This is a genomic window from Pseudomonas cucumis (genome assembly GCF_030687935.1).
GTDB lineage: Bacteria > Pseudomonadota > Gammaproteobacteria > Pseudomonadales > Pseudomonadaceae > Aquipseudomonas > Aquipseudomonas cucumis.
Genome location: NZ_CP117454.1, coordinates 1869005 through 1888983, shown reverse-complemented (window position 1 = coordinate 1888983; position 19979 = coordinate 1869005). Strand labels below are relative to the sequence as shown.

Genomic DNA, 19979 nt, shown 5'->3' with positions numbered 1-19979 from the left:
CCGCTTTCGCGAGCAAGCCCGCTCCCACACTTGACCTGTGTTCGCAGGACTAATGTGGGAGCGGGCTTGCTCGCGAAGAGGCCCGCAAAGTCACCGACTACCTGACGGTCCCACGCAAATCCCCCACCAACGCTTGCAATGTCGCCGGCTCAGCCACTTCAACGGCCACCGCCGGCCCCGCCACCAGGGTCACCCGCGACCACAACCTACGAAACACGCCTTTGTCTGGATCACGGCTGAAGAAACTCCCCCACAACCCCTGCAATGCCAGCGGAATCACCGGCACCGGCGTTTCTTCGAGAATCCGCGTCAGCCCGCCCTTGAACTCGTTGATCTCACCATCAGCGGTCAACTTGCCCTCAGGGAAAATGCACACCAACTCGCCGTCCTTCAGGTATTGGGCGATGCGAGTGAAGGCTTTTTCGTAGATCTGAATGTCTTCCTGACGCCCTGCGATCGGAATCGTCCCGGCCGTGCGGAAGATGAAGTTCAGGACCGGCAGGTTGTAGATCTTGTAATACATCACAAAGCGGATCGGCCGACGCACTGCGCCGCCAATCAGCAAGGCATCGACGAACGACACATGGTTGCAAACCAGCAATGCCGCGCCTTCATCGGGAATCAGTTCCAGGTTGCGATGCTCGACACGGTACATGGAATGGCCGAGCAGCCAGATCATGAAGCGCATGCTGAACTCAGGGACGATTTTGAAGATATAAGCGTTAACACCGATGTTCAGCAGCGACACCACCAGGAACAGCTGCGGGATCGACAGCTTGGCGAGGCTCAGCAAGGCAATCGACACAATCGCCGAGACCACCATGAACAGGGCGTTAAGAATGTTGTTCGCAGCGATCACCCGCGCACGCTCATTCTCGACGGTGCGCGACTGGATCAGCGCATACAGCGGCACGATGTAGAAACCGCCGAAGACACCAAGCCCGAGGATGTCGATCAACACCAGCCAGGCGTGACCGAACCCAAGGACTTCGATCCAGCCATGGCCGGCAACGCTGTCCGGAATTCCGCCTGAGTGCCACCACAGTAGCAGGCCAAACACCGTCAGACCGAATGAGCCAAACGGCACCAGACCGATCTCGACTTTGCGCCCGGAAAGTTTCTCGCAGAGCATCGACCCCAGTGCGATACCGACTGAGAACACCGTGAGAATCAGCGTTACCACAGTCTCGTCGCCGTGCATCCATTCCTTGGCATACGCCGGAATCTGCGTCAGATAAATCGCCCCGACAAACCAGAACCATGAGTTGCCGACGATCGAACGCGATACCGCAGGGGTTTGCCCAAGGCCCAGCTTCAAGGTGGCCCAGGACTGGCTGAAAATGTTCCAGTTCAAACGCATTTCCGGCGATGCCGCCGCGGCCCGAGGAATGTTGAGGCTGGCCAGGTAACCGAGCACCGCGATCCCGATGATTGCCGTGGACACGACCGGCGCGTAGTTGCTGGCGGACATCATGATCCCGGCACCAATCGTCCCGGCAAGAATCGCCAGGAAGGTGCCCATTTCCACCAGACCGTTGCCGCCCACCAGCTCCTCTTCGCGCAAAGCCTGCGGCAGGATCGAGTACTTCACCGGCCCGAACAGCGCCGAGTGGGTGCCCATGGCAAACAGCGCCACCAGCATCAGTGACAGGTGATCGAACATGAAACCGACCGCGCCCACCGCCATGATGACGATTTCCCCGAGCTTGATCAGACGGATCAGCGCGTCCTTGGCGAACTTTTCCCCGAATTGCCCGGCCAAGGCCGAGAACAGGAAGAACGGCAGGATAAACAGCAACGCACACAAGTTGACCCAGATCGAACGGTCACCCTCGATAGTCAGCCGGTACAAAATGGCGAGGATCAGGGACTGCTTGAAGATGTTGTCGTTGAAGGCCCCGAGGGACTGCGTGACAAAAAACGGCAGAAAGCGCCGAGTGCGGAGCAAGGTGAACTGTGAGGGGTGACTCATCTTCCATGTGTCCCTGATGTTGGGTAGCTGATGTTAGGTAGAGAGTGGCGTGGATACTGTTTTTGGAATGTCGAACGTCGATCCAGGCCACAGATTACCTAATCTTCGCCGGTTATTTCTTTAATCCTGCAATGCACGGCGAAACGAACAACTCGCCCCGCCACGCGCCTTGCACCGTACGGTTGGCGACAATCAGCCACAACAACGCCAGCAACGCGACCAACACGCAACCAAAGGCACTGAAAAACATCAGGTTCAAGGTGCCGGCCAGTTTCAGCGTAGCCAGGGAATAGACACCCAGCGGGAAAGTGAAGCCCCACCAGCCGAGGTTGAACGGGATACCGGCGCGCAAATAACGCACGGTGATCAACAACGCCACCAGCATCCACCAGAGCCCGAAGCCCCACAGCGTGATGCCGGCCACCAAGCCAAGCCCTGCGGCAATCTCGCCGATACCCGGCAGACCATTGGCGGCAAAGATCGCTGGCGTGTCGGCTCCCAACAGCAACATCCCCAGTGCACCCGTGCCAATCGGCCCAAGGGCCAGCCAGCTCGAAGCAGCCATATTTTCATGGGGCAATTTATGCAACGCCATGCGCAACAACAGGATAGTCAGAATGCTGAACGCCACCGGTAGGGAAAACGCCCAGAGCACGTAGCTGGTCACCAACACCACCAGTTGTGAATGAGCATCGGCCAGGTGTGGCGCCAGCAAGCCGCCGCTGACAGCCGCCACTTCCGCCGCCACCACTGGCAACAGCCAGACGGCGGTCATCTGGTCGATGCTGTGCTCCTGGCGGGTGAACATCATGTAGGGAATCAACACGCCGCAGGCCAGTGACATGGCCACGTCCAGCCACCACAGCATTTCGGCGAGATGAATCACACCGTCGCCCCAGCGCGGCAAACCGAACAGCAGAAAGCCATTGATGATGGTCGCAAGCCCCATGGGAATGGTGCCGAAAAACATCGAAACCGTGGAGTGCCCAAAAATCCGCCGCGCCTCGTCGAAGAACATGACCCAACGGGCGGCATACATGGCCGTGAACACAACAAACAGAACAATATTGAACAGCCACAGGCCTTCGGCAAAGGCATGCAGACCGGGATTCGACACCGGCAATTGCGCAAGCGCGAGCGCCAATACGCCCGTGCCCATGGTCGCTGCAAACCAGTTGGGAGTGAATTGGCGGATGGCTTCTCGAGGGTGCTGCAAATGACTGAGCGGTTTGATACCGGGTTTAACGCTATGGGTGCAGGTCATGGTGAACTCCTGTCCTCTCGTGAGGTGGAGCTCATGGTAGATCCGAATCGAATATCGATATAACGGGTAATATCTCTAACAGTTATCTGTTTTACAGATATTGAATCAGACGCTACCTTCAGTCTCTATCACCAATATCCGTGCCACGCCCAGTGGATGAGCCACATGCTCGGTGCCCACCGACGCATAAAAAATATCGCCGACTTCGAGTAGCGTTTCCTTTTCCAGGCCTTCTTCGCGATAACGCATCTGCACTTGGCCATCGAGCACCACGAACACTTCCTGGCCATCGTTGATGTGCCATTTGTAAGGCTGATCGGTCCAGTGCAAACGGGTGGTGATGCCGTTCATGTTAGCGATGTCCAGCGCCGCCCAGGCGCGGTCAGCGGTGAAGGATTTGCTGCGGATGATCTTCATGGGTCGGTCCGTCGAAATGAATGGCGGAGCCAAGGCTAACGGTCATCGAACATCGACGCCACAGACTTCGACAGACTGCTCACGCATCAACCCGACCAGCGCACCGAGCGACAAGATGATCAGCACCGCCCCATAACCATCGGTGGTGGCCACGAGCCCAAAGGTCCGCGTCAGACTGCCGGCCAGCAACGACGGCAAACAGAACGCCAGGTAACTGAGCACATAAAACGCGGACATCAAACCCGCACGCTCATGAGGCAAGGCCAGCGGCACAATGCTTCGCAGGGCACCCAGGAAGCCCGCGCCAAACCCGCCGCCCGCCACCAGGGTGCCGAAGAAAAACAACGGCAGGCTGGCGCTGTGCACCGCCAGCAGAATCAGCGCAACGCCTGCCGGCAGCAGGCTAGCGCCCAACAGCAAGACTTTGTCGGCCGACCGATTGCGCAAGCTGTAGATCGTCAAGGCGCCGGTCACCGTCAGTACGGCCACCGTCGCCCCGCCAATCAGATTCGAGGTGGACCCGGTGGCGGTCCGCACCAGAGACGGCGCCAAAGAGGCGAAAAAACCGCCGAGCGCCCACACTGCTAGATCTATCGGCAGCACCCGCCACAACATACGCCGCGCTTGAATCGGTACATGCAGCGTCGGGCGCAGCGAGGCCCAGACACCCGATTGCCGTGTGACGCTTTCCGGCAGGCGCCAGACGTACAGTGCTTGCATCACAAACAGCGCGAACAGCACCCAATACGTCAATTGCAGCGGCAGCGGAGCAAACTCGGCCAACACGCCGCAGCCCATGGCACCCAGCGCCATGCCCAGCAACGGCGCCACACTGTTGACCATTGGCCCCTGCTGACGGTCGGTGTCCAGCAGCGCCGCACTCAAGACGGCGGTGGCCATGCCCGTGGCAAAACCCTGCAGGACCCGCGCACTGATCAGCCAAGCGACGCTGTCGGCATTGATAAACAGCAACATCGCCAGCATGTTCAGCAATACGGCAGTAAAAATCACCGGTTTGCGCCCCAGATAATCCGAAAGCGAACCGACCGTGAGCAACGCCGCCAGCAAGCTGAGGGCGTAAACGCCGAAAATCAGGGTCAAGGTCGCTGCCGAGAACTGCAGGTGTTCTTGATACAAGTGATACAACGGCGTTGGCGCGGTGGAAGCGGCGAGAAAACTGAGTAAGGTGATCGCCAGAAACCACAGGCTGGAACGGTTTGATGTTAAACGGGACATAAGCACACTCCGCAAAAGCTAACTTTTTGCTTTTGCGGAGTGTGCTACTGGTAAACGCTTAAAGCAAATTCTTTGTGTTAAGGTCCGCCGTATGGCTATTAAAGAAGGTTTACGTCCTGGTGGCCGCAGCGCCAGGGTGCAAGAGTCGATTCATTCGGCAGTCCGCGCGCTCCTCGAAGAGCAGGATCGCGCGAGCGTGACCGTGCCGCAAATCGCTGCCCGGGCCGGTGTGACGCCATCAACCATTTACCGGCGCTGGGGTGATCTGTCGGTGCTGCTGGCCGACGTCGCCCTCGCCCGCATGCGCCCCGACAGTGAACCGGCCAATACCGGCAGCCTGCGCGGTGACGTGCGGGCCTGGGCGGAGCAGTATCTGGACGAAATGAGTTCCGAGCCCGGACGCAACATGATGCGCGACGTGCAATCCAGCGCTACGCCGGGCTATTGCGTGACGATCATTGGCGGGCAGTTGCAGACGATTCTGGATCGCTATCCCGATCAGCCGAAGCCAAATGTCGATCAACTGATCAATATGGTGGTGGCGCCGACGGTGTTTCGCATCCTGTTTGCGGCGCAGGCGCTGGAGGTTGAAGAACTGCATCGGTTGATCGATATTGCGTTGAGTCAGTAACCGCCATCGCGAGCAGGCTCCCACAGGCCGCACAGACACCAAAGATCTGGCAGTCTCCCAACCTGCGACACCCAGCCACGCCACGACCTTGGTCGACACTGACTAACTCATGCGGTCATGCGAGACTGTCCTGACCGGGCGGAGCCCCGGATGTCTTTTGCCTGGAGTTCCCATGTCGCTGTCCATCGGGCTGATCGCCACCGTCGCCCTGGCCTATATGGCCATCCTGTTCGCTATCGCCTTTTACGGCGACCGGCGCAGCACGCCGTTGCCGCCACGGGTGCGTGCCTGGGTGTACAGCTTGTCGCTGGCCGTTTATTGCACCAGTTGGACATTCTTTGGCGCCGTGGGCCAGGCGGCCGAACAACTCTGGTCATTCCTGCCGATCTACCTCGGGCCGATCCTGCTGCTGGTGTGTGCGCCGTGGGTTCTGCAAAAAATGGTGATGATCAGCAAGCAGGAAAACATCACCTCCATCGCCGACTTCATCGCCGCCCGCTACGGTAAATCCCAATCGCTGGCGGTGGTGGTGGCGCTGATCTGTCTGGTCGGTGTATTGCCCTATATCGCCTTGCAACTCAAAGGCATTGTGCTCGGCGTGAACCTGCTGATCGGCGCCGGAGCCGATGCCATGGGCACGCGCGCGCAGGACACGGCGCTGATCGTGTCGCTGGTGCTGGCGCTGTTCACCATCGTTTTCGGCACCCGCAACCTCGATGCCACGGAACACCACCGCGGCATGGTAATGGCGATTGCCTTTGAATCGCTGGTCAAACTGTTCGCTTTTCTCGCGGTCGGCGCGTTCGTGACCTATGGCCTGTACGACGGTTTCGACGACCTGTTCGACCAGGCCATGCTCGCCCCGCGCCTCGAAGCGTACTGGAAAGAAACCATCAACTGGCCGTCCATGGTGGTGCAAACCGGCGTGGCGATGATGGCGATCATCTGCCTGCCCCGCCAGTTCCATGTGACGGTGGTGGAAAACATCGATCCTCAGGATCTGCGATTGGCCAAGTGGGTGTTCCCGGCCTATCTGGCACTGGCGGCGTTGTTTGTCGTGCCAATCGCGCTGGCCGGTCAGATGATGCTGCCCAGTTCGGTGCTGCCGGACTCATTCGTCATCAGCCTGCCGCTGGCCGAATCTCACCCCGCCTTGGCGATGCTGGCGTTTATCGGTGGCGCTTCGGCGGCGACCGGCATGGTGATCGTGGCCAGCGTGGCGTTGTCGACCATGCTTTCCAACGACCTGCTGCTGCCGTGGTTGCTGCGGCGTAACAACGCCGAGCGGCCGTTCGAAGTGTTCCGCCAATGGATGCTGTCGGTGCGCCGGGTGAGCATCGTGGTCATTCTGCTGCTGGCCTACGTCAGTTATCGACTGCTGGGCTCCACCGCAAGTCTGGCAACCATCGGCCAGATCGCCTTCGCCGCCGTGACCCAACTGGCCCCGGCCATGCTCGGCGCGCTGTACTGGAAACAGGCTAACCGTCGTGGGGTGTTCGCGGGGCTGGCCGCTGGGACGTTCCTCTGGTTCTACACCCTGGTGTTGCCGATCGCCGCCAAGAGTCTCGGCTTGTCCCTGAGCAGTTTTCCGGGGCTGGCATGGCTGCAAGGCAACCCGTTGAACCTGCCGATCACGCCGCTGACTCAAGGCGTGGTGCTGTCCCTGGCGGGCAACTTCACCTTGTTCGCCTGGGTCTCGCTACTGTCACGCACGCGGGTTTCGGAGCACTGGCAGGCCGGCCGCTTCATCGGTCAGGAAATCAGTGCCCGCCCGAGCGCCCGCTCGATGCTGGCGGTACAGATCAACGACTTGCTGCAACTGGCCGCCCGTTTTGTCGGCGAAGAGCGGGCTCGTCAGAGCTTCATCCGTTTCGCCTACCGTCAGGGCAAAGGCTTCAACCCGAACCAGAACGCGGACGGTGAATGGATCGCCCATACCGAACGCTTGCTGGCCGGCGTACTCGGCGCATCTTCGACCCGGGCGGTGGTAAAAGCCGCCATCGAAGGTCGGGAAATGCAACTCGAGGATGTCGTGCGGATCGCCGACGAAACTTCAGAAGTGCTGCAGTTCAACCGCGCCTTGCTGCAAGGTGCCATCGAGAACATCACCCAGGGCATCAGCGTGGTCGACCAGTCGTTGAAACTGGTGGCCTGGAACCGGCGTTATCTTGAACTCTTCAATTACCCCGACGGTTTGATCAGCGTGGGCCGGCCGATTGCCGACATTATTCGCTACAACGCCGAGCGCGGTCTGTGCGGCCCCGGCGAAGCTGAAGTGCACGTCGCCCGGCGCTTGCACTGGATGCGTCAGGGCCGAGCCCATACCTCCGAGCGGTTGTTCCCCAATGGTCGAGTGATCGAGCTGATCGGTAACCCGATGCCCGGTGGCGGTTTCGTCATGAGCTTCACCGACATCACCGCGTTCCGCGAGGCCGAGCAGGCGCTGACCGAAGCGAACGAAGGCCTCGAGCAACGGGTCACCGAACGGACCCACGAGCTGTCGCAACTCAACGTTGCCCTGACCGAAGCCAAAGGCATCGCCGAATCGGCCAACCAATCCAAAACCCGTTTCCTGGCCGCCGTCAGCCATGACTTGATGCAACCACTGAACGCTGCGCGACTGTTCTCTGCCGCCCTCTCCCACCAGGAGGAAAACTTATCCGGTGAAGCCCGGAAACTGGTTCATCACCTGGACAGTTCTCTGCGCTCGGCCGAGGACCTGATCAGCGACCTGCTGGACATTTCCCGCCTGGAAAACGGCAAGATCAACCCTGATCGCAAGCCCTTCGAGCTCAATGATTTATTCCATACGCTAGGCGCCGAATTCAAGGCACTGGCGCAGGAACAGGGGCTGAAATTTCGCGTCAGGGGCAGCGCGCTGCGGGTCGACAGTGACATCAAACTGCTTCGGCGGATTTTGCAGAACTTCCTGACCAATGCCTTCCGCTACGCCAAAGGCCCGGTGCTGCTCGGCGTTCGGCGGCGCAATAGCGAGCTGTGTCTGGAGGTTTGGGACCGTGGACCGGGCATTGCGGAAGACAAACTGCAGGTGATTTTCGAAGAGTTCAAACGCCTCGATAGCCACCAGACCCGGGCCGAGAAAGGTCTGGGCCTGGGCCTGGCGATTGCCGATGGGCTGTGTCGCGTGCTGGGTCACACCTTGCGCGTGCGTTCCTGGCCGGGTCGCGGCAGCGTGTTCAGTGTCAGCGTGCCGCTGGCTCGGGCACAAACCGCGACGCCGGCCAAGGTTGCCGAACTCAATGGCCACTTGCTCAGCGGCGCGCAGGTGCTGTGTATCGATAACGAAGACAGCATCCTGATCGGCATGAACAGCTTGCTCACCCGCTGGGGTTGCCAGGTCTGGACCGCGCGCAACCGTGAGGAATGCGCGACGCTGCTTGGCGACGGGATGCGTCCGCAATTGGCACTGGTTGATTACCACTTGGACGATGGCGAGACCGGGACCGAGTTGATGGCTTGGTTACGCACGCAACTGGGCGAGCCGGTGCCGGGCGTGGTGATCAGTGCCGATGGTCGGCCGGAGACAGTGGCGCAGGTGCATGCCGCGGGCCTGGATTACCTGGCCAAACCGGTGAAACCGGCGGCGTTGCGGGCGTTGTTGAGTCGGCATTTGCCGTTGTAGGGTGATGATTGAGGTCTGTGTTGTCTTCGAAAAGATCGCAGCCTTCGGCAGCTCCTACAGGATCGGGTTTCCACGCGGTCAATGTAGGAGCTGCCGAAGGCTGCGATCTTTTGCTCTTTATTCGGGCAGTTCGGCCAAGCCATCGACATCCGTCATCGCCCGCTCCAGCAAGTCCGCGGGCAAGCTCTTGCTGGCCCGCGCGCCCAGCAACTTGAGTTGCTCGCTGCGACTGACCAGGTTGCCGCGGCCTTCTGTCAGCTTATTGCGTGCAGAGCTGTAGGCTTTATCCAGTTGCTGCAGGCGATTGCCGACTTCATCCAGATCCTGAATAAACAACACGAACTTGTCGTATAGCCAACCGGCGCGCTCGGCGATTTCCCGGGCGTTCTGGCTCTGGCGCTCCTGCTTCCACAGGCTGTCGATGACCCGCAAAGTGGCCAGCAACGTGGTCGGACTGACGATCACGATATTGCGGTCGAATGCCTCCTGAAACAGCGTCGGCTCAGCTTGCAACGCTGCAGAAAACGCCGCTTCGATCGGGACGAAAAGCAGAACGAAATCCAGGCTGTGCAAGCCGTCGAGCCGCTTGTAGTCCTTGCCGGCCAAGCCTTTGACGTGACTGCGCAGAGACAGTACATGCTGCTTGATGGCAATCTGGCCGATGGCATCGTCCTCGGCCGCCACATATTGCTGATAAGCCGTGAGGCTGACCTTGGAATCGACCACGACCTGCTTGTCGCCGGGCAGATAAATAATCACATCCGGCTGGAAACGCTCACCGTCCGGCCCCTTGAGATTGACCTGAGTCTGGTACTCGCGCCCCTTCTCCAGACCCGCATGCTCAAGCACCCGCTCCAGAATCAGTTCGCCCCAGTTGCCTTGGGTTTTCTGCCCTTTCAAGGCGTGCGTCAAATTGGTGGCTTCGTCGCTCAGGCGCAGGTTCAGTTGTTGCAGCCGCTCCAGTTCCTTGGCCAGGGAAAAACGCTCGCGCGCTTCAGCCTGATAGCTTTCCTCAACGCGCTTTTCGAACGACTGGATACGTTCCTTCAACGGATCGAGCAACTGCCCCAAGCGCTGCTGACTGGTTTCGGCAAAACGCTGTTCACGCTCGTCGAAGATCTTGCCCGCCAGCTCGGCGAATTGCGCGCGCAGTTCGTCTCGCGAGCCTTGAAGGTCGTTGAGGCGCTGCTGATGGCTTTCCTGCTGCTCGCGCAGCTCGGCGTTAAGGGAGGCAGCCTGGGCGTCGAGACGACGCAGCTCAGCCTCTTTGCCGGCGCGTTCGATGTTCCAGGCGTGGGCCGCGTCGCGAGCGTCGTCGCGTTCGATCTGGAGCAGTTCGACTTCACGGCGCACGGCGGCCAAGTCGGCCTGTTTGGAGGCGTTGGCCTGGCTCAGGTCAGCGATTTCATCACGGCAGGTGTCAAGCTGAGCATTCAAGCCATCCTGTGTCAGCTGGGCAATGGCAAGGCGCTCTTCCAGTAGCGCCAGCTCGGCCTGCCCCGCACTCGCCCGACGCTGAAGTTGCCAGGCCAGTACCAGTAACGGCAGCCCAGCGCCCGCCAGACCCAGCAATGCGCTGGTCAAGTCCATCGCCATAGCCACTCCTGCCCATTCGATAAAGCGTGAAGGTTAACCAAGGCGTCAGGTCTTGGACAGCTCAGTCTTCGCTCAGGCCGAGTTCCTGTTGCGCGCGTCGGTCGCCCGCACGGGCGGCCTGACGCAATAGCTCCTGGCCGATGCGGCGATCCCGGGCGTTACCGCATTCGCGGCACATCAGCTGGCCGAGACGGCTTTGCGCAGCCACCACGCCTTCACGGGCAGGCTGCTTGAGCAAGCGTCCGGCGAAATGTTTGACGTTGGAGTTTTCGCCCAGGCGCGGGCTGTCGAGTAACCACTCAGCCACGCGCATCGAAAAGCGCTTGGGTTGGGTAACACTGAGGGTTGTTGAGGTAGCAGTGACTGATACTGAGCGAAACTTCATAAAGCACTGTGGGGCAGATCGGAGGCGCGCCACTCTACTCTTTTTTTCGTACAGGTAAAGTCGAAAAAAGCCTGCACGCCCGTCCTAGAGCAAGCGCTTGGGACAATCCACAGAAGCTGTGGATAACTCAGTGGACAACCGCCTTTGAACTCGCGCAAAGCCGTGTGGTGTGGGGCTCGCAGTCAAACTGACGATTTTTTCACCAGTAAAAAAAAGCGATGTTTTTCATTGACTTAAATTTTCATTACAGGCACCCACTCCCATTGAGGCGAGGATGACAGTGGGATGACAGTTCGCGCAACTTATGTGCACAAGTACCTGCAAGGCGGTTATATCGATGCGCTTTTTCGGCGCGTTTTCAGGTAAGGTCTGGGGACAAAACCAGGGCAACCCGCGCTACAGATTGATCCTGGCTCGATCGTCCTCTCGTATCGACGGTCGGGTTCTGGGCTATTACGGGGCGCAGGATCTGCCGAAGGGCTCTTCCAATCGATCAGCCGGGTCTGGACGGCAGGCACTCCAGCGATCTTTTTTGCGAACAGACTTCCCTTCGGCCATTCAATCCGTTAGTATCCGCGGCGTTAGTACCAAGCTGAAAGTCAATTCTGGTCGAACAAATCCCCCGGTCAGCCTTCCCTAAGAGAAGCCTCCACCGACAAAACGGGATCGACCACCTCGATGGTTTCCAGGTAAATCTTGCGCCAACACAGCCTTTGAATCGAAAGCAAAGGGTGTTGCCAAGCTCACTTACTCTGACCGAACCAGCCTGCAAATTGATCAGGATCTTCACCTCGGGCCCAGAACCTTTGCCCTTGATGTGTTGCCTGCCCTCCTAAGTACCTACCTGCCAGCCCAAGCGCGCCAATTTATCAGCGCTTCAAACTGGCTGCTTTGTTCCAGTCGGGTTCTTCGTTCGACCAATGGTGGTCGTCGTCACTGGAACGTTTTAACTTTGCACGGTTCTTATCCGTGTCGCTTGTAGGAACACCAATTATGTCCACTCAAATCCACACTCAGGATGCCATTCGCACCCTAACCAACGCTTTTGCTCCAATGAACTGCCTGATTATGGCCGCTCGCAAAGGCTGCTTCAGCTTCACTCTGGTCAACGAACACGGTATCGCTCGTCACAGCGAACGCCTGTACCCTGATCAATACTCCAGCGCAGAACCGCTGCAGGCTGTGATCGAGCGTACTCGCCAGGCACTGGTTGCCTGAGACGCCAGAAAGGCTGAAAACCTCAAAAGCCCTGCTGAAAAGCGGGGCTTTTTATTGCCCGATATTTCTCATTTCGTGGCCTACGGCTAAGCACCAACCGATATAACGGTTATAACTCGAAGCCAGAAATATTTTAAAAACAGTCCTTTACAGCAAAATAATGACACTACACTTCAACTCAAGCGGCTTGATCCGCTTCCGGCGAGCCTGAATCGATCCATTGCTGCCAAGGCCCCCTTCAGGTATCGCCGACCACTTCAGGTTTCGAGGGCTTTATGGGAATCGCTGCCAGCGAACTGTGTCGTTATGTGATCCGTCCGACGTTGATCTACCTCGGACGCCATAGCGCAACTGCCGAATCCCTGCTGCTGGGCATTGCCGCCAGTCAGTCAGCCCTTGGTTCAGCCCTGCATGACCGCCGTGGACACGGCCTGTACCGAATCGCCGAACCCCGCCACCAAGCCTTATGGGATCACTATCTGGCCCTGGATCCGGATCGGGCAAGTCTGGTCCGCGGCCTCGCCAGCCAGCATGCTTTTCTCAGTGGGCCGCACCTGGAATTGACCGTCAACCTGCGTTACGCCACCGCCATCGCCTGGCTGCTGGTGGAAGAACAGAACACCCCCCTCCCCGCCTCCGATGATCTACTGGGAATGGCCCGAATCTGGCGCCAGACTTTCCAGCCCCAAGGTCGTCTGCGAGATTTCACCTACGCCTGGCAAACCTGTGTTTCATCATTGAATCAGGTCGCCTGCTGATCCACCCGTTTCCGAAAGATCGCACAACATGTCGCGATTTTGGTCGGATTGTCCTACAAAACCGCTCTAAATCAAGCGTTACAGGCTATAGCGCCCAGACGAAAATGTTGGTAATTTTCGCCCCGGTGATCACCAAGAGTTCTAATAATGAAAAAAGTAATGCTCAAAACAACCCTTAGCTTCGCCGTTGCCTTGGCATCCACCCAGATCTTCGCAAGTGGCTTTGCCCTCAACGAACAAAGCATCAGCGGGATGGGCACAGGTTTTGCCGGGCGATCTTCCTCTGCCGACGACGCAAGCACCATTTTTGGCAACCCTGCCGGTATGTCTCGCCTCAAGCGCGAACAAGTGACCGGCGGCGCTGCACTGCTCGACGCACGCACTGACATCAGCGACGCCAGTTCCAGCCCGAACAGCGGCAGCAACGATGGTGACATGGTTCCCCTCGTTGCCGTACCAATGGGCTACTACGTCAAGCCAATCGATGAACATTGGGCATTCGGCATTGGCATGTATGCCCCGTTCGGTCTGGTGACCGACTACGAGAACGGCTTTGCTGGCCGTTACTTCGGCAGCAAGAGCGAAGTGAAAGTCATCACTTTGCAACCGACAGTCAGCTACGCCTTCAACGACAAGGTATCGATCGGCTTCGGCCCGACCATCAACCGTATCGAGGGCACCCTGGAATCGAATCTGTCGATTACCCAGGCCGCGCCGGACGGCAAGGTCAAGATCAAGGGTGACGACACCGCGCTGGGCTACAACATCGGCGTGCTGGTTCAAGCCACCGACAGCACGCGCGTCGGTCTGACCTATCACTCGAAAGTGAAGTACAAGCTCGAAGGCGACACCAAGGTCGATTACAACGTCCTCGCGGCCGTGGGCCAGAGCCCAAACCAGAAGTACGATGCTTCGCTGGACCTGACCACGCCTGAGTCGGTGGATTTCTCGGTCACTCATGAGCTGAACGACAAGTGGACCCTCTATGCAGGCAGCACCTGGACTCGCTGGAGCCGCCTGAAAGAAATCACCGTCGAAAACAAAGGTGTTCCGACCATCCTGAATGGCCAATTCGGCACCATCACCGAAGAGCAGAACTGGCACGACACCTGGGCTCACGCCATCGGCGCGTCCTACCAGCTGAACAAGCAATGGGTACTGCGTACCGGTCTGTCCATTGACCAGGCACCGACCAACAACGTCGATCGTTCCCCACGCATCCCGACAGGCGATCGCAAGATTTTCAGTCTGGGCGCCGGCTGGAGCCCGACCGACGACCTGACCATCGACGTGGCGTACTCGTACCTGCATGAAGAGTCGGTCAAGATCAACAACAGCAACAACCGTGGCCAGACCTACAACGCCAAGTATGAAAACCGGGCGAACGGTTTCGGTGTCGGCGCGACCTACCGTTTCTGATGATTCACGGCGAACTTGAATCACTCGCCGCCTGAATTGAAAAAGCCCCGCACTCTTGTACAGAGGCGGGGCTTTTTAGTGGCCGTCGATCAGAGTTTCGAGGCCAGGGCTTTCTCCACCGCCTCGATGAATTCGGGATTATCCGGTTTGGTCAGGCTGGAGAAATTGGCGACCACCTTGCCTTGGCGATCGACCACATACTTGTAGAAATTCCACTTTGGCGCACTGCTTTGTTCAGCAAGGACCTTGAACAAATGCGTTGCGTCATTACCGCGGACTTTCTGCGGCTCGGTCATGGTGAAGGTCACGCCGTAGTTCACGTAACAGACCTTGGCAGTCTCTGCGCCATCTTTGGACTCTTGCTTGAAGTCATTGGACGGAACACCGACCACCTCAAGCCCTTGATCCTTGTAACGCTGATACAACGCCTCAAGGCCTTTGAACTGCGGGGCGAAACCACAGAAGCTCGCGGTATTGACCACCACCAGCGGCTTGCCGGCGAAGCGCTGGCACAGATCGATGGATTCCTTGGCACGCAGCTTGGGCAATGAGCCTTGTAGCAACTCCGGGCATTCCGCCGCCAGGGCCAACCCGGTAAAAGCCATCAACAACGCGGGAACTGCAAGCCAGCGCATCAGCATGTCAGTGCATCCTTGAACAATCGTCAGGAAACGAAATTACTCGCCTTCACCGCTCGCTAGCAAGCACCCATACCCAGCTGCATCAATGCCAGGCCACCCTGATGCCAGCCCCACCAAGCCACAGCCAGCAGCAGTACGCCGATGGCGATTACAGCCATCCGCGGCCAGAGACTGTTCATGCGGCACTCATCCGGGTTTGCAGACGCGCCACCGGCTGCTCGCGCACCGGCCAGTTCAGGGCTGCAGCCACCAGACTCAAGAGAATCGCCACCTGCCAGATCAAGTCGTAACTCCCGGTTCGGTCATACACCACCCCGCCCAACCAGCCGCCGAGGAACGAGCCAAGCTGATGGAAGAGGAAAACGATCCCACCGAGCATGGACAAATTTCGTACACCGAACAAGGTTGCCACCGTGCCGTTGGTCAAGGGCACCGTCGACAACCAGAGAAAGCCCATGGCCATGCCGAACAAATAAGCCGTGACCTGAGTGACCGGCGCCCAGAGGAACAGCACAATAACTACCGCCCGCAACAGATACAGACCGGTGAGCAAACGCGGCTTGGACATCCGCCCGCCAAGCCAGCCCGCGGTATAAGTACCGAAGATATTGAACAGCCCGATCAGCGCCAACACCGTGGTGCCGACGGAGGCCGGCAAGTGTTGGTCCACCAGATAGGCCGGCAAATGCACGCCGATGAACACCACCTGAAAACCGCAGACAAAAAAGCCGAACGCCAACAGCCAGAATCCTGAATGGGAACAGGCTTCGCGCAGCGCTTCAGAGAGGGTTTGCTCGTGCCCGAGAACCGGCAGCGGCTTGTCTTTGAGCATGCTCACCAGCGGCACGATCAACGCCACGATCAGACCCAACACCAGCAATGCCGCAGACCAGCCAAGCCAGCCGATCAGCCCCAGCGTGCCGGGCAACATGGCGAATTGACCGAAAGAACCGGCGGCGCTGGCGATACCCATGCCCATGCTGCGTTTTTCCGGTGGCACGGCACGGCCGACCACGCCGAGGATCACCGAGAACGAGGTGCCGGACAGACCGATACCAATCAACAAGCCGGCGCTCAAGGACAAGGTCACCGCCGAATCGGACAGCCCCATGAACACCAGACCCAACGCGTACAGAACACCACCGATCAACACCACTTTCGCGGCGCCAAAGCGGTCGGCCAGTGCGCCGGTGAATGGCTGCGCCAGGCCCCAGATCAGGTTCTGCAAAGCAATGGCGAAGGCAAACACTTCGCGGCCCCAGCCGAACTCGGCACTCATGGGCGCCAGAAACAGCCCGAAGCCGTGGCGCACACCCAGGGACAACGCCAGAATCAGCGCACTTCCCAACAGCACCCAACCGCATGTACGCCACATTGATGTCATTCTTGTTCTCCGGTAGCGGGTATATACCCGCTTAAGATCGAACAAACTGGCCTCAAGCCAGTTCGTCCAGCAATTTCAGCAAGGTTTCACGCTTCTCGGCACCCAGACGGTCGATCAACCGCTGTTGCGCCGCTTCCCAGGCCGGCAAGGCCGCTGCCAAACGTTCGCGCCCAGTCTCGGTGAGCAGGACGATGCGATTGCGCATGTCCTCGCCCTCGACCAGCGTCACCAGGCCTTCACCCTCCAGCACTCGCAGATTGCGCCCGAGGGTGCTGCGATCCAGGCCCATGGCTTCGGCCAGAGATGAGATGCTCGGCTGATCCAGACGCTGCAGATTGCACAGCAGAGAATACTGGGCAACGTTGATCCCGAAGCCGTCGAGGGCGCCGTCGTAATGCCTGCTGACGCCACGAGCGGCGCGACGCAGATTAGTGCACAAACATTGAGAAGGAAGCATAGTGCGTGTATATACCCGCGGTTAAATGAAAGCAAATTTTTCGACACATATTACCGTAGGAGCAAGGCTTGCCCCACCAGCACCGCCACCTCCAGCAATTCAAGCAACGCTCCTGCCGTATCGCCCGTTGTCCCGCCCAAGCGCCGCACCATCACTTGCCGCAACCAGACAAACAGCGCGGCCGCCAGTGCAAGCGCCCATACAGCGCCGAGTCCAGCCATCAGCACACAAGCCACCGCACTGATCACCAACACCTGCTTCCCGGCCAAACGCGGTAGATGATCGGCCAACGCCTGCCCCAATCCACCCGGACGCACATAAGGCGTGGTGAGGAACAACCCCAGTAACGCGCTGCGGCTAATCAGTGGAACGATGATCAGGACCACGCTGTGCTGCTGCTCGATCAACGCCAGCAGCGCGGCGAACTTGAGCAGCAACACCAGCACCAGCGTCACCACGGCGATCGGCCCGCTGCGCGGGTCTTTCATGATCGTCAGAGTTCGTTCGCGGTCGCCATACCCCCCGAGCCACGCATCGGCGCTATCGGCCAGGCCATCGAGGTGCAACGCGCCGCTGAGCACGACCCAAACACTCAGCAGCAGTGCCGCGTGAAGCAATAATGGCGTGCCCAGCAATAGCCCGTTCAGCCCCCACAGCATCGCGCCGAACAGCAAACCGACCAGCGGATAAAACAGCAGCGACCGGCCCAATTCCTCGGGCGTCGGCATACCCGGCAGGCGAATCGGCAGGCTGCTCAGAAATTGCAGGGCGATCCAGAACGGCAACATGGTCAGATCGCTTCCCTTAACAAGACACCGGATTCGACCGACAGCGAGAACAGCGCGCCATGGCCGACTTCAACGTTGAGCAACTGCTCACGCGGCAATCCGCGCGCTTGAGCCAGCAACAAACGCATGACGCCGCCATGGCTGATCAGCAAGATCCGCTCACCCGCATAGGCCGCGTGCAGCCGTTCGATGGCCGCCAACACCCGCGTTGAAAAGTCCGCCACCGGCTCACCCTCAGGCGGCGTGAACGAATAAGGATCAGCCCAGAACAAGCCCAACGCCTCGGCGCTGGTTTCCATCAGCGCCGCCGCGCTCTGCCCTTCCCAGGCGCCGAAGTGCAGCTCTTGCAGATCCTTATCCAGCTGCACCGGCAAACCCAGTTGCGCCCCAAGCTCTTGCGCAAAACTCGCGCAACGCTGCAACGGCGAACTGACCAGTCGATCCCAGGGCCCCTGCTCGACCACCGCGGCGCGCATTTGCTCCCAGCCCTTGCCGGTCAGCGCATCGTCGAGGCTGCCGCGCAAACCGCCGCCGAGTTCGGTTTCGCCATGGCGCAACAGGTCCAGGCGCAAGGTCATGCCGGGCGGTCCGCCACCGCGGCTTCGGCGAATGTCGCCATCTGCCCGTGCAGGTCGCAGGCCAGACGCAGCAATGGCACGGCCAATGCCGCACCGCTGCCCTCGCCCAGTCGCAGGCCAAGATCCAGCAACGGTTCGGCCTTCAGGGTTTCGAGTACATGGCGATGGCCTGGCTCGGCGCCGCGATGGCCGAACAGCAACCACTCACGGCAGGCCGGATTCAAACGCACCGCCACCAGTGCGGCGACGCTGCAAATAAATCCGTCAACCAACACCGCGACGCCTTCCTGAGCACAGGCCAGGTACGCGCCGACCAGCGCAGCGATTTCGAAACCGCCGAGGTTGAGCAAAGTTTGCAGCGCATCGCCACGCTGAACACTGTGCAACGTCAAAGCACGTTCGATGACCCGGGCTTTATGGCTGACACCCGCCGCGTTCAATCCTGTACCCGGCCCGGCCAGATGCACTACCGGGCAATCGAGCAAGGCACAGGCCAACGCGCTGGCCGCGGTGGTGTTGCCGATGCCCATTTCGCCGCCGATGAACAACTGCGCGCCTGCCGCGATGGCGCGCTGCACACTGTCGCGGCCGGCCTGCAAGGCGAGCTCGCCCTGGGCCTGGGTCATCGCCGCCCCCTGAACGAAATTCGCCGTGCCCAGGCCGATATTCAGGTGACGTACACCCGGCAGATTCAACGACGGCGTGACGGTGCCGAGGTCGACCACTTCCAGGGACGCACCCAACTGCCGCGCCAACACGCTGATCGCCGCGCCGCCGCTGACAAAGTTGTGCAGCATCTGCCCGGTGACTTCCTGCGGAAACGCCGACACGCCTTCAGCAACCACACCATGGTCACCGGCAAAAATCGCGATCCACAACTGATCGAGCGTCGGCTTGACCTGCCCCTGCAACCCGGCCAGTTGCACCGCCACCGATTCGAGCCGACCGAGCGAGCCGGCAGGCTTGGTCAGTTGCTGTTGACGCGCCTGCGCCTGTTCGACCGCTTGCGCGTCGATTGGCTTGCACGGGTTCAGCCACCAGGAGTGAGTCATAACGCAGTTCCTTTCAAAGTCAGGGGCAGGCCGGCGACGGTCAGGACGACTCGCTGACAGCGCTCGGCCAAGGCTTGATGCAACCAACCGGCTTCATCGACATAGCGGCGAGTCAACTCGCCCAGCGGCACGACACCCATGCCGGTCTCGTTGCTGACAAAAATGATTTCACCTGGCAATGACGCCAGGCAGTCCAGCAGGGCTTCGCGTTCGGCCGAGAGACGCTCGGCGTTATCGAGCATCAGCAGATTGGTCAGCCACAGCGTCAGGCAATCCACCAGCAAGCAACGATCGGCACTGGCGCTTTCGCGCAGCACGCGTGCCAGTTCCAGCGGTTCTTCGATCAACGCCCACTCGGCCGGACGGCGGGCGCGGTGATGGGCTACCCGTTCGTTCATTTCACCGTCCAGGGGTTGGCTGGTGGCGATGTAGGTGACGTGAAGCTGACTGTCTGTCGCCAGTTTTTCAGCCAGGCGACTTTTGCCGGAGCGGGCGCCGCCGAGGATCAGTTGCAGCATGGTTTATTCCTTAAGATGTGCG

Annotated in this window: 19 protein-coding genes; 5 read left to right on the top strand and 14 right to left on the bottom strand. The window is 59.6% G+C overall.

Annotated features, from left to right (window positions below; translation table 11 throughout):
* Positions 1-97: 97 nt before the first annotated feature.
* The 4 genes from PSH97_RS08580 to PSH97_RS08565 form a co-directional block, all read right to left on the bottom strand.
* Positions 98-1972, bottom strand: coding sequence for an MFS transporter (locus tag PSH97_RS08580; RefSeq protein ID WP_305448849.1), 1875 nt, complete (start codon positions 1970-1972; stop codon positions 98-100).
* A 112-nt stretch (positions 1973-2084) separates the two neighbouring features.
* On the bottom strand, positions 2085-3236 hold the full coding sequence (locus PSH97_RS08575) for a TDT family transporter (protein WP_305448848.1): 1152 nt from the start codon (positions 3234-3236) through the stop codon (positions 2085-2087).
* 105 nt (positions 3237-3341) lie between these two features.
* Positions 3342-3653 carry a cupin domain-containing protein gene (locus PSH97_RS08570; RefSeq protein WP_305448847.1) on the bottom strand — a complete coding sequence of 104 codons (312 nt, stop codon included), beginning with the start codon at positions 3651-3653 and terminating at the stop codon, positions 3342-3344.
* Between the two features lie 42 nt (positions 3654-3695).
* Entirely contained in the window at positions 3696-4889 is a 1194-nt protein-coding gene (locus PSH97_RS08565) for an MFS transporter (protein ID WP_305448846.1), read from the bottom strand.
* Positions 4890-4980: 91 nt separating this feature from the next.
* On the opposite strand from PSH97_RS08565, the gene PSH97_RS08560 reads away from it, so the two are divergent.
* Both PSH97_RS08560 and PSH97_RS08555 read left to right on the top strand, forming a co-directional pair.
* Complete coding sequence (locus PSH97_RS08560) at positions 4981-5520, top strand: TetR/AcrR family transcriptional regulator (protein WP_305448845.1); 540 nt, start codon at positions 4981-4983, stop codon at positions 5518-5520.
* Positions 5521-5692: 172 nt separating this feature from the next.
* The gene (locus PSH97_RS08555) at positions 5693-9163 is read left to right on the top strand and encodes a hybrid sensor histidine kinase/response regulator (RefSeq protein WP_305448844.1); all 3471 of its coding nucleotides are present in this window, start codon (positions 5693-5695) and stop codon (positions 9161-9163) included.
* Between the two features lie 117 nt (positions 9164-9280).
* Here the strand turns inward: PSH97_RS08555 and rmuC are convergent, their stop codons facing one another.
* Both rmuC and PSH97_RS08545 read right to left on the bottom strand, forming a co-directional pair.
* A complete protein-coding gene (gene rmuC / locus PSH97_RS08550; protein WP_305448843.1) occupies positions 9281-10759 on the bottom strand; it encodes a DNA recombination protein RmuC in 1479 nt (492 codons plus the stop codon).
* 61 nt (positions 10760-10820) lie between these two features.
* A complete protein-coding gene (locus PSH97_RS08545; protein ID WP_305448842.1) occupies positions 10821-11144 on the bottom strand; it encodes an SEL1-like repeat protein in 324 nt (107 codons plus the stop codon).
* A gap of 993 nt (positions 11145-12137) precedes the next feature.
* Between PSH97_RS08545 and PSH97_RS08540 the strand changes: the two genes are divergently transcribed.
* From PSH97_RS08540 to PSH97_RS08530, 3 genes are all read left to right on the top strand, one after another.
* Positions 12138-12362 (top strand): hypothetical protein, encoded by a 225-nt coding sequence (locus PSH97_RS08540; protein ID WP_007898912.1) that lies wholly within the window; start codon positions 12138-12140, stop codon positions 12360-12362.
* Positions 12363-12637: 275 nt separating this feature from the next.
* Positions 12638-13120: a hypothetical protein gene (locus tag PSH97_RS08535; RefSeq protein WP_038979731.1), complete on the top strand. Its 483-nt coding sequence runs from the start codon at positions 12638-12640 to the stop codon at positions 13118-13120.
* Between the two features lie 147 nt (positions 13121-13267).
* The gene (locus tag PSH97_RS08530) at positions 13268-14539 is read left to right on the top strand and encodes an OmpP1/FadL family transporter (RefSeq protein WP_305448841.1); all 1272 of its coding nucleotides are present in this window, start codon (positions 13268-13270) and stop codon (positions 14537-14539) included.
* A gap of 89 nt (positions 14540-14628) precedes the next feature.
* On the opposite strand, the gene PSH97_RS08525 is transcribed toward PSH97_RS08530, so the two are convergent.
* Genes PSH97_RS08525 through cobU form a run of 8 tightly spaced genes read right to left on the bottom strand, consistent with a single transcriptional unit; the run spans position 14629 to position 19957 of the window.
* A complete protein-coding gene (locus tag PSH97_RS08525; RefSeq protein ID WP_305448840.1) occupies positions 14629-15180 on the bottom strand; it encodes a glutathione peroxidase in 552 nt (183 codons plus the stop codon).
* A 56-nt stretch (positions 15181-15236) separates the two neighbouring features.
* On the bottom strand, positions 15237-15359 hold the full coding sequence (locus PSH97_RS08520; protein WP_305448839.1) for a hypothetical protein: 123 nt from the start codon (positions 15357-15359) through the stop codon (positions 15237-15239).
* A complete protein-coding gene (locus PSH97_RS08515; RefSeq protein ID WP_123720761.1) occupies positions 15356-16564 on the bottom strand; it encodes an MFS transporter in 1209 nt (402 codons plus the stop codon). The genes PSH97_RS08520 and PSH97_RS08515 overlap by 4 nt, the downstream gene beginning before the upstream one ends.
* A gap of 52 nt (positions 16565-16616) precedes the next feature.
* Positions 16617-17021 (bottom strand): MarR family winged helix-turn-helix transcriptional regulator, encoded by a 405-nt coding sequence (locus PSH97_RS08510; RefSeq protein WP_048394362.1) that lies wholly within the window; start codon positions 17019-17021, stop codon positions 16617-16619.
* A 50-nt stretch (positions 17022-17071) separates the two neighbouring features.
* On the bottom strand, positions 17072-17809 hold the full coding sequence (locus tag PSH97_RS08505) for an adenosylcobinamide-GDP ribazoletransferase (protein WP_305448838.1): 738 nt from the start codon (positions 17807-17809) through the stop codon (positions 17072-17074).
* Between the two features lie 2 nt (positions 17810-17811).
* Entirely contained in the window at positions 17812-18387 is a 576-nt protein-coding gene (gene cobC, locus PSH97_RS08500) for an alpha-ribazole phosphatase family protein (protein WP_305448837.1), read from the bottom strand.
* Positions 18384-19439, bottom strand: a complete 1056-nt coding sequence (cobT, locus tag PSH97_RS08495) for a nicotinate-nucleotide--dimethylbenzimidazole phosphoribosyltransferase (protein ID WP_305448836.1) — start codon at positions 19437-19439, stop codon at positions 18384-18386. The genes cobC and cobT overlap by 4 nt, the downstream gene beginning before the upstream one ends.
* Positions 19436-19957, bottom strand: coding sequence for a bifunctional adenosylcobinamide kinase/adenosylcobinamide-phosphate guanylyltransferase (gene cobU, locus PSH97_RS08490; protein ID WP_305448835.1), 522 nt, complete (start codon positions 19955-19957; stop codon positions 19436-19438). The genes cobT and cobU overlap by 4 nt, the downstream gene beginning before the upstream one ends.
* Between the last annotated feature and the right edge of the window lie 22 nt (positions 19958-19979).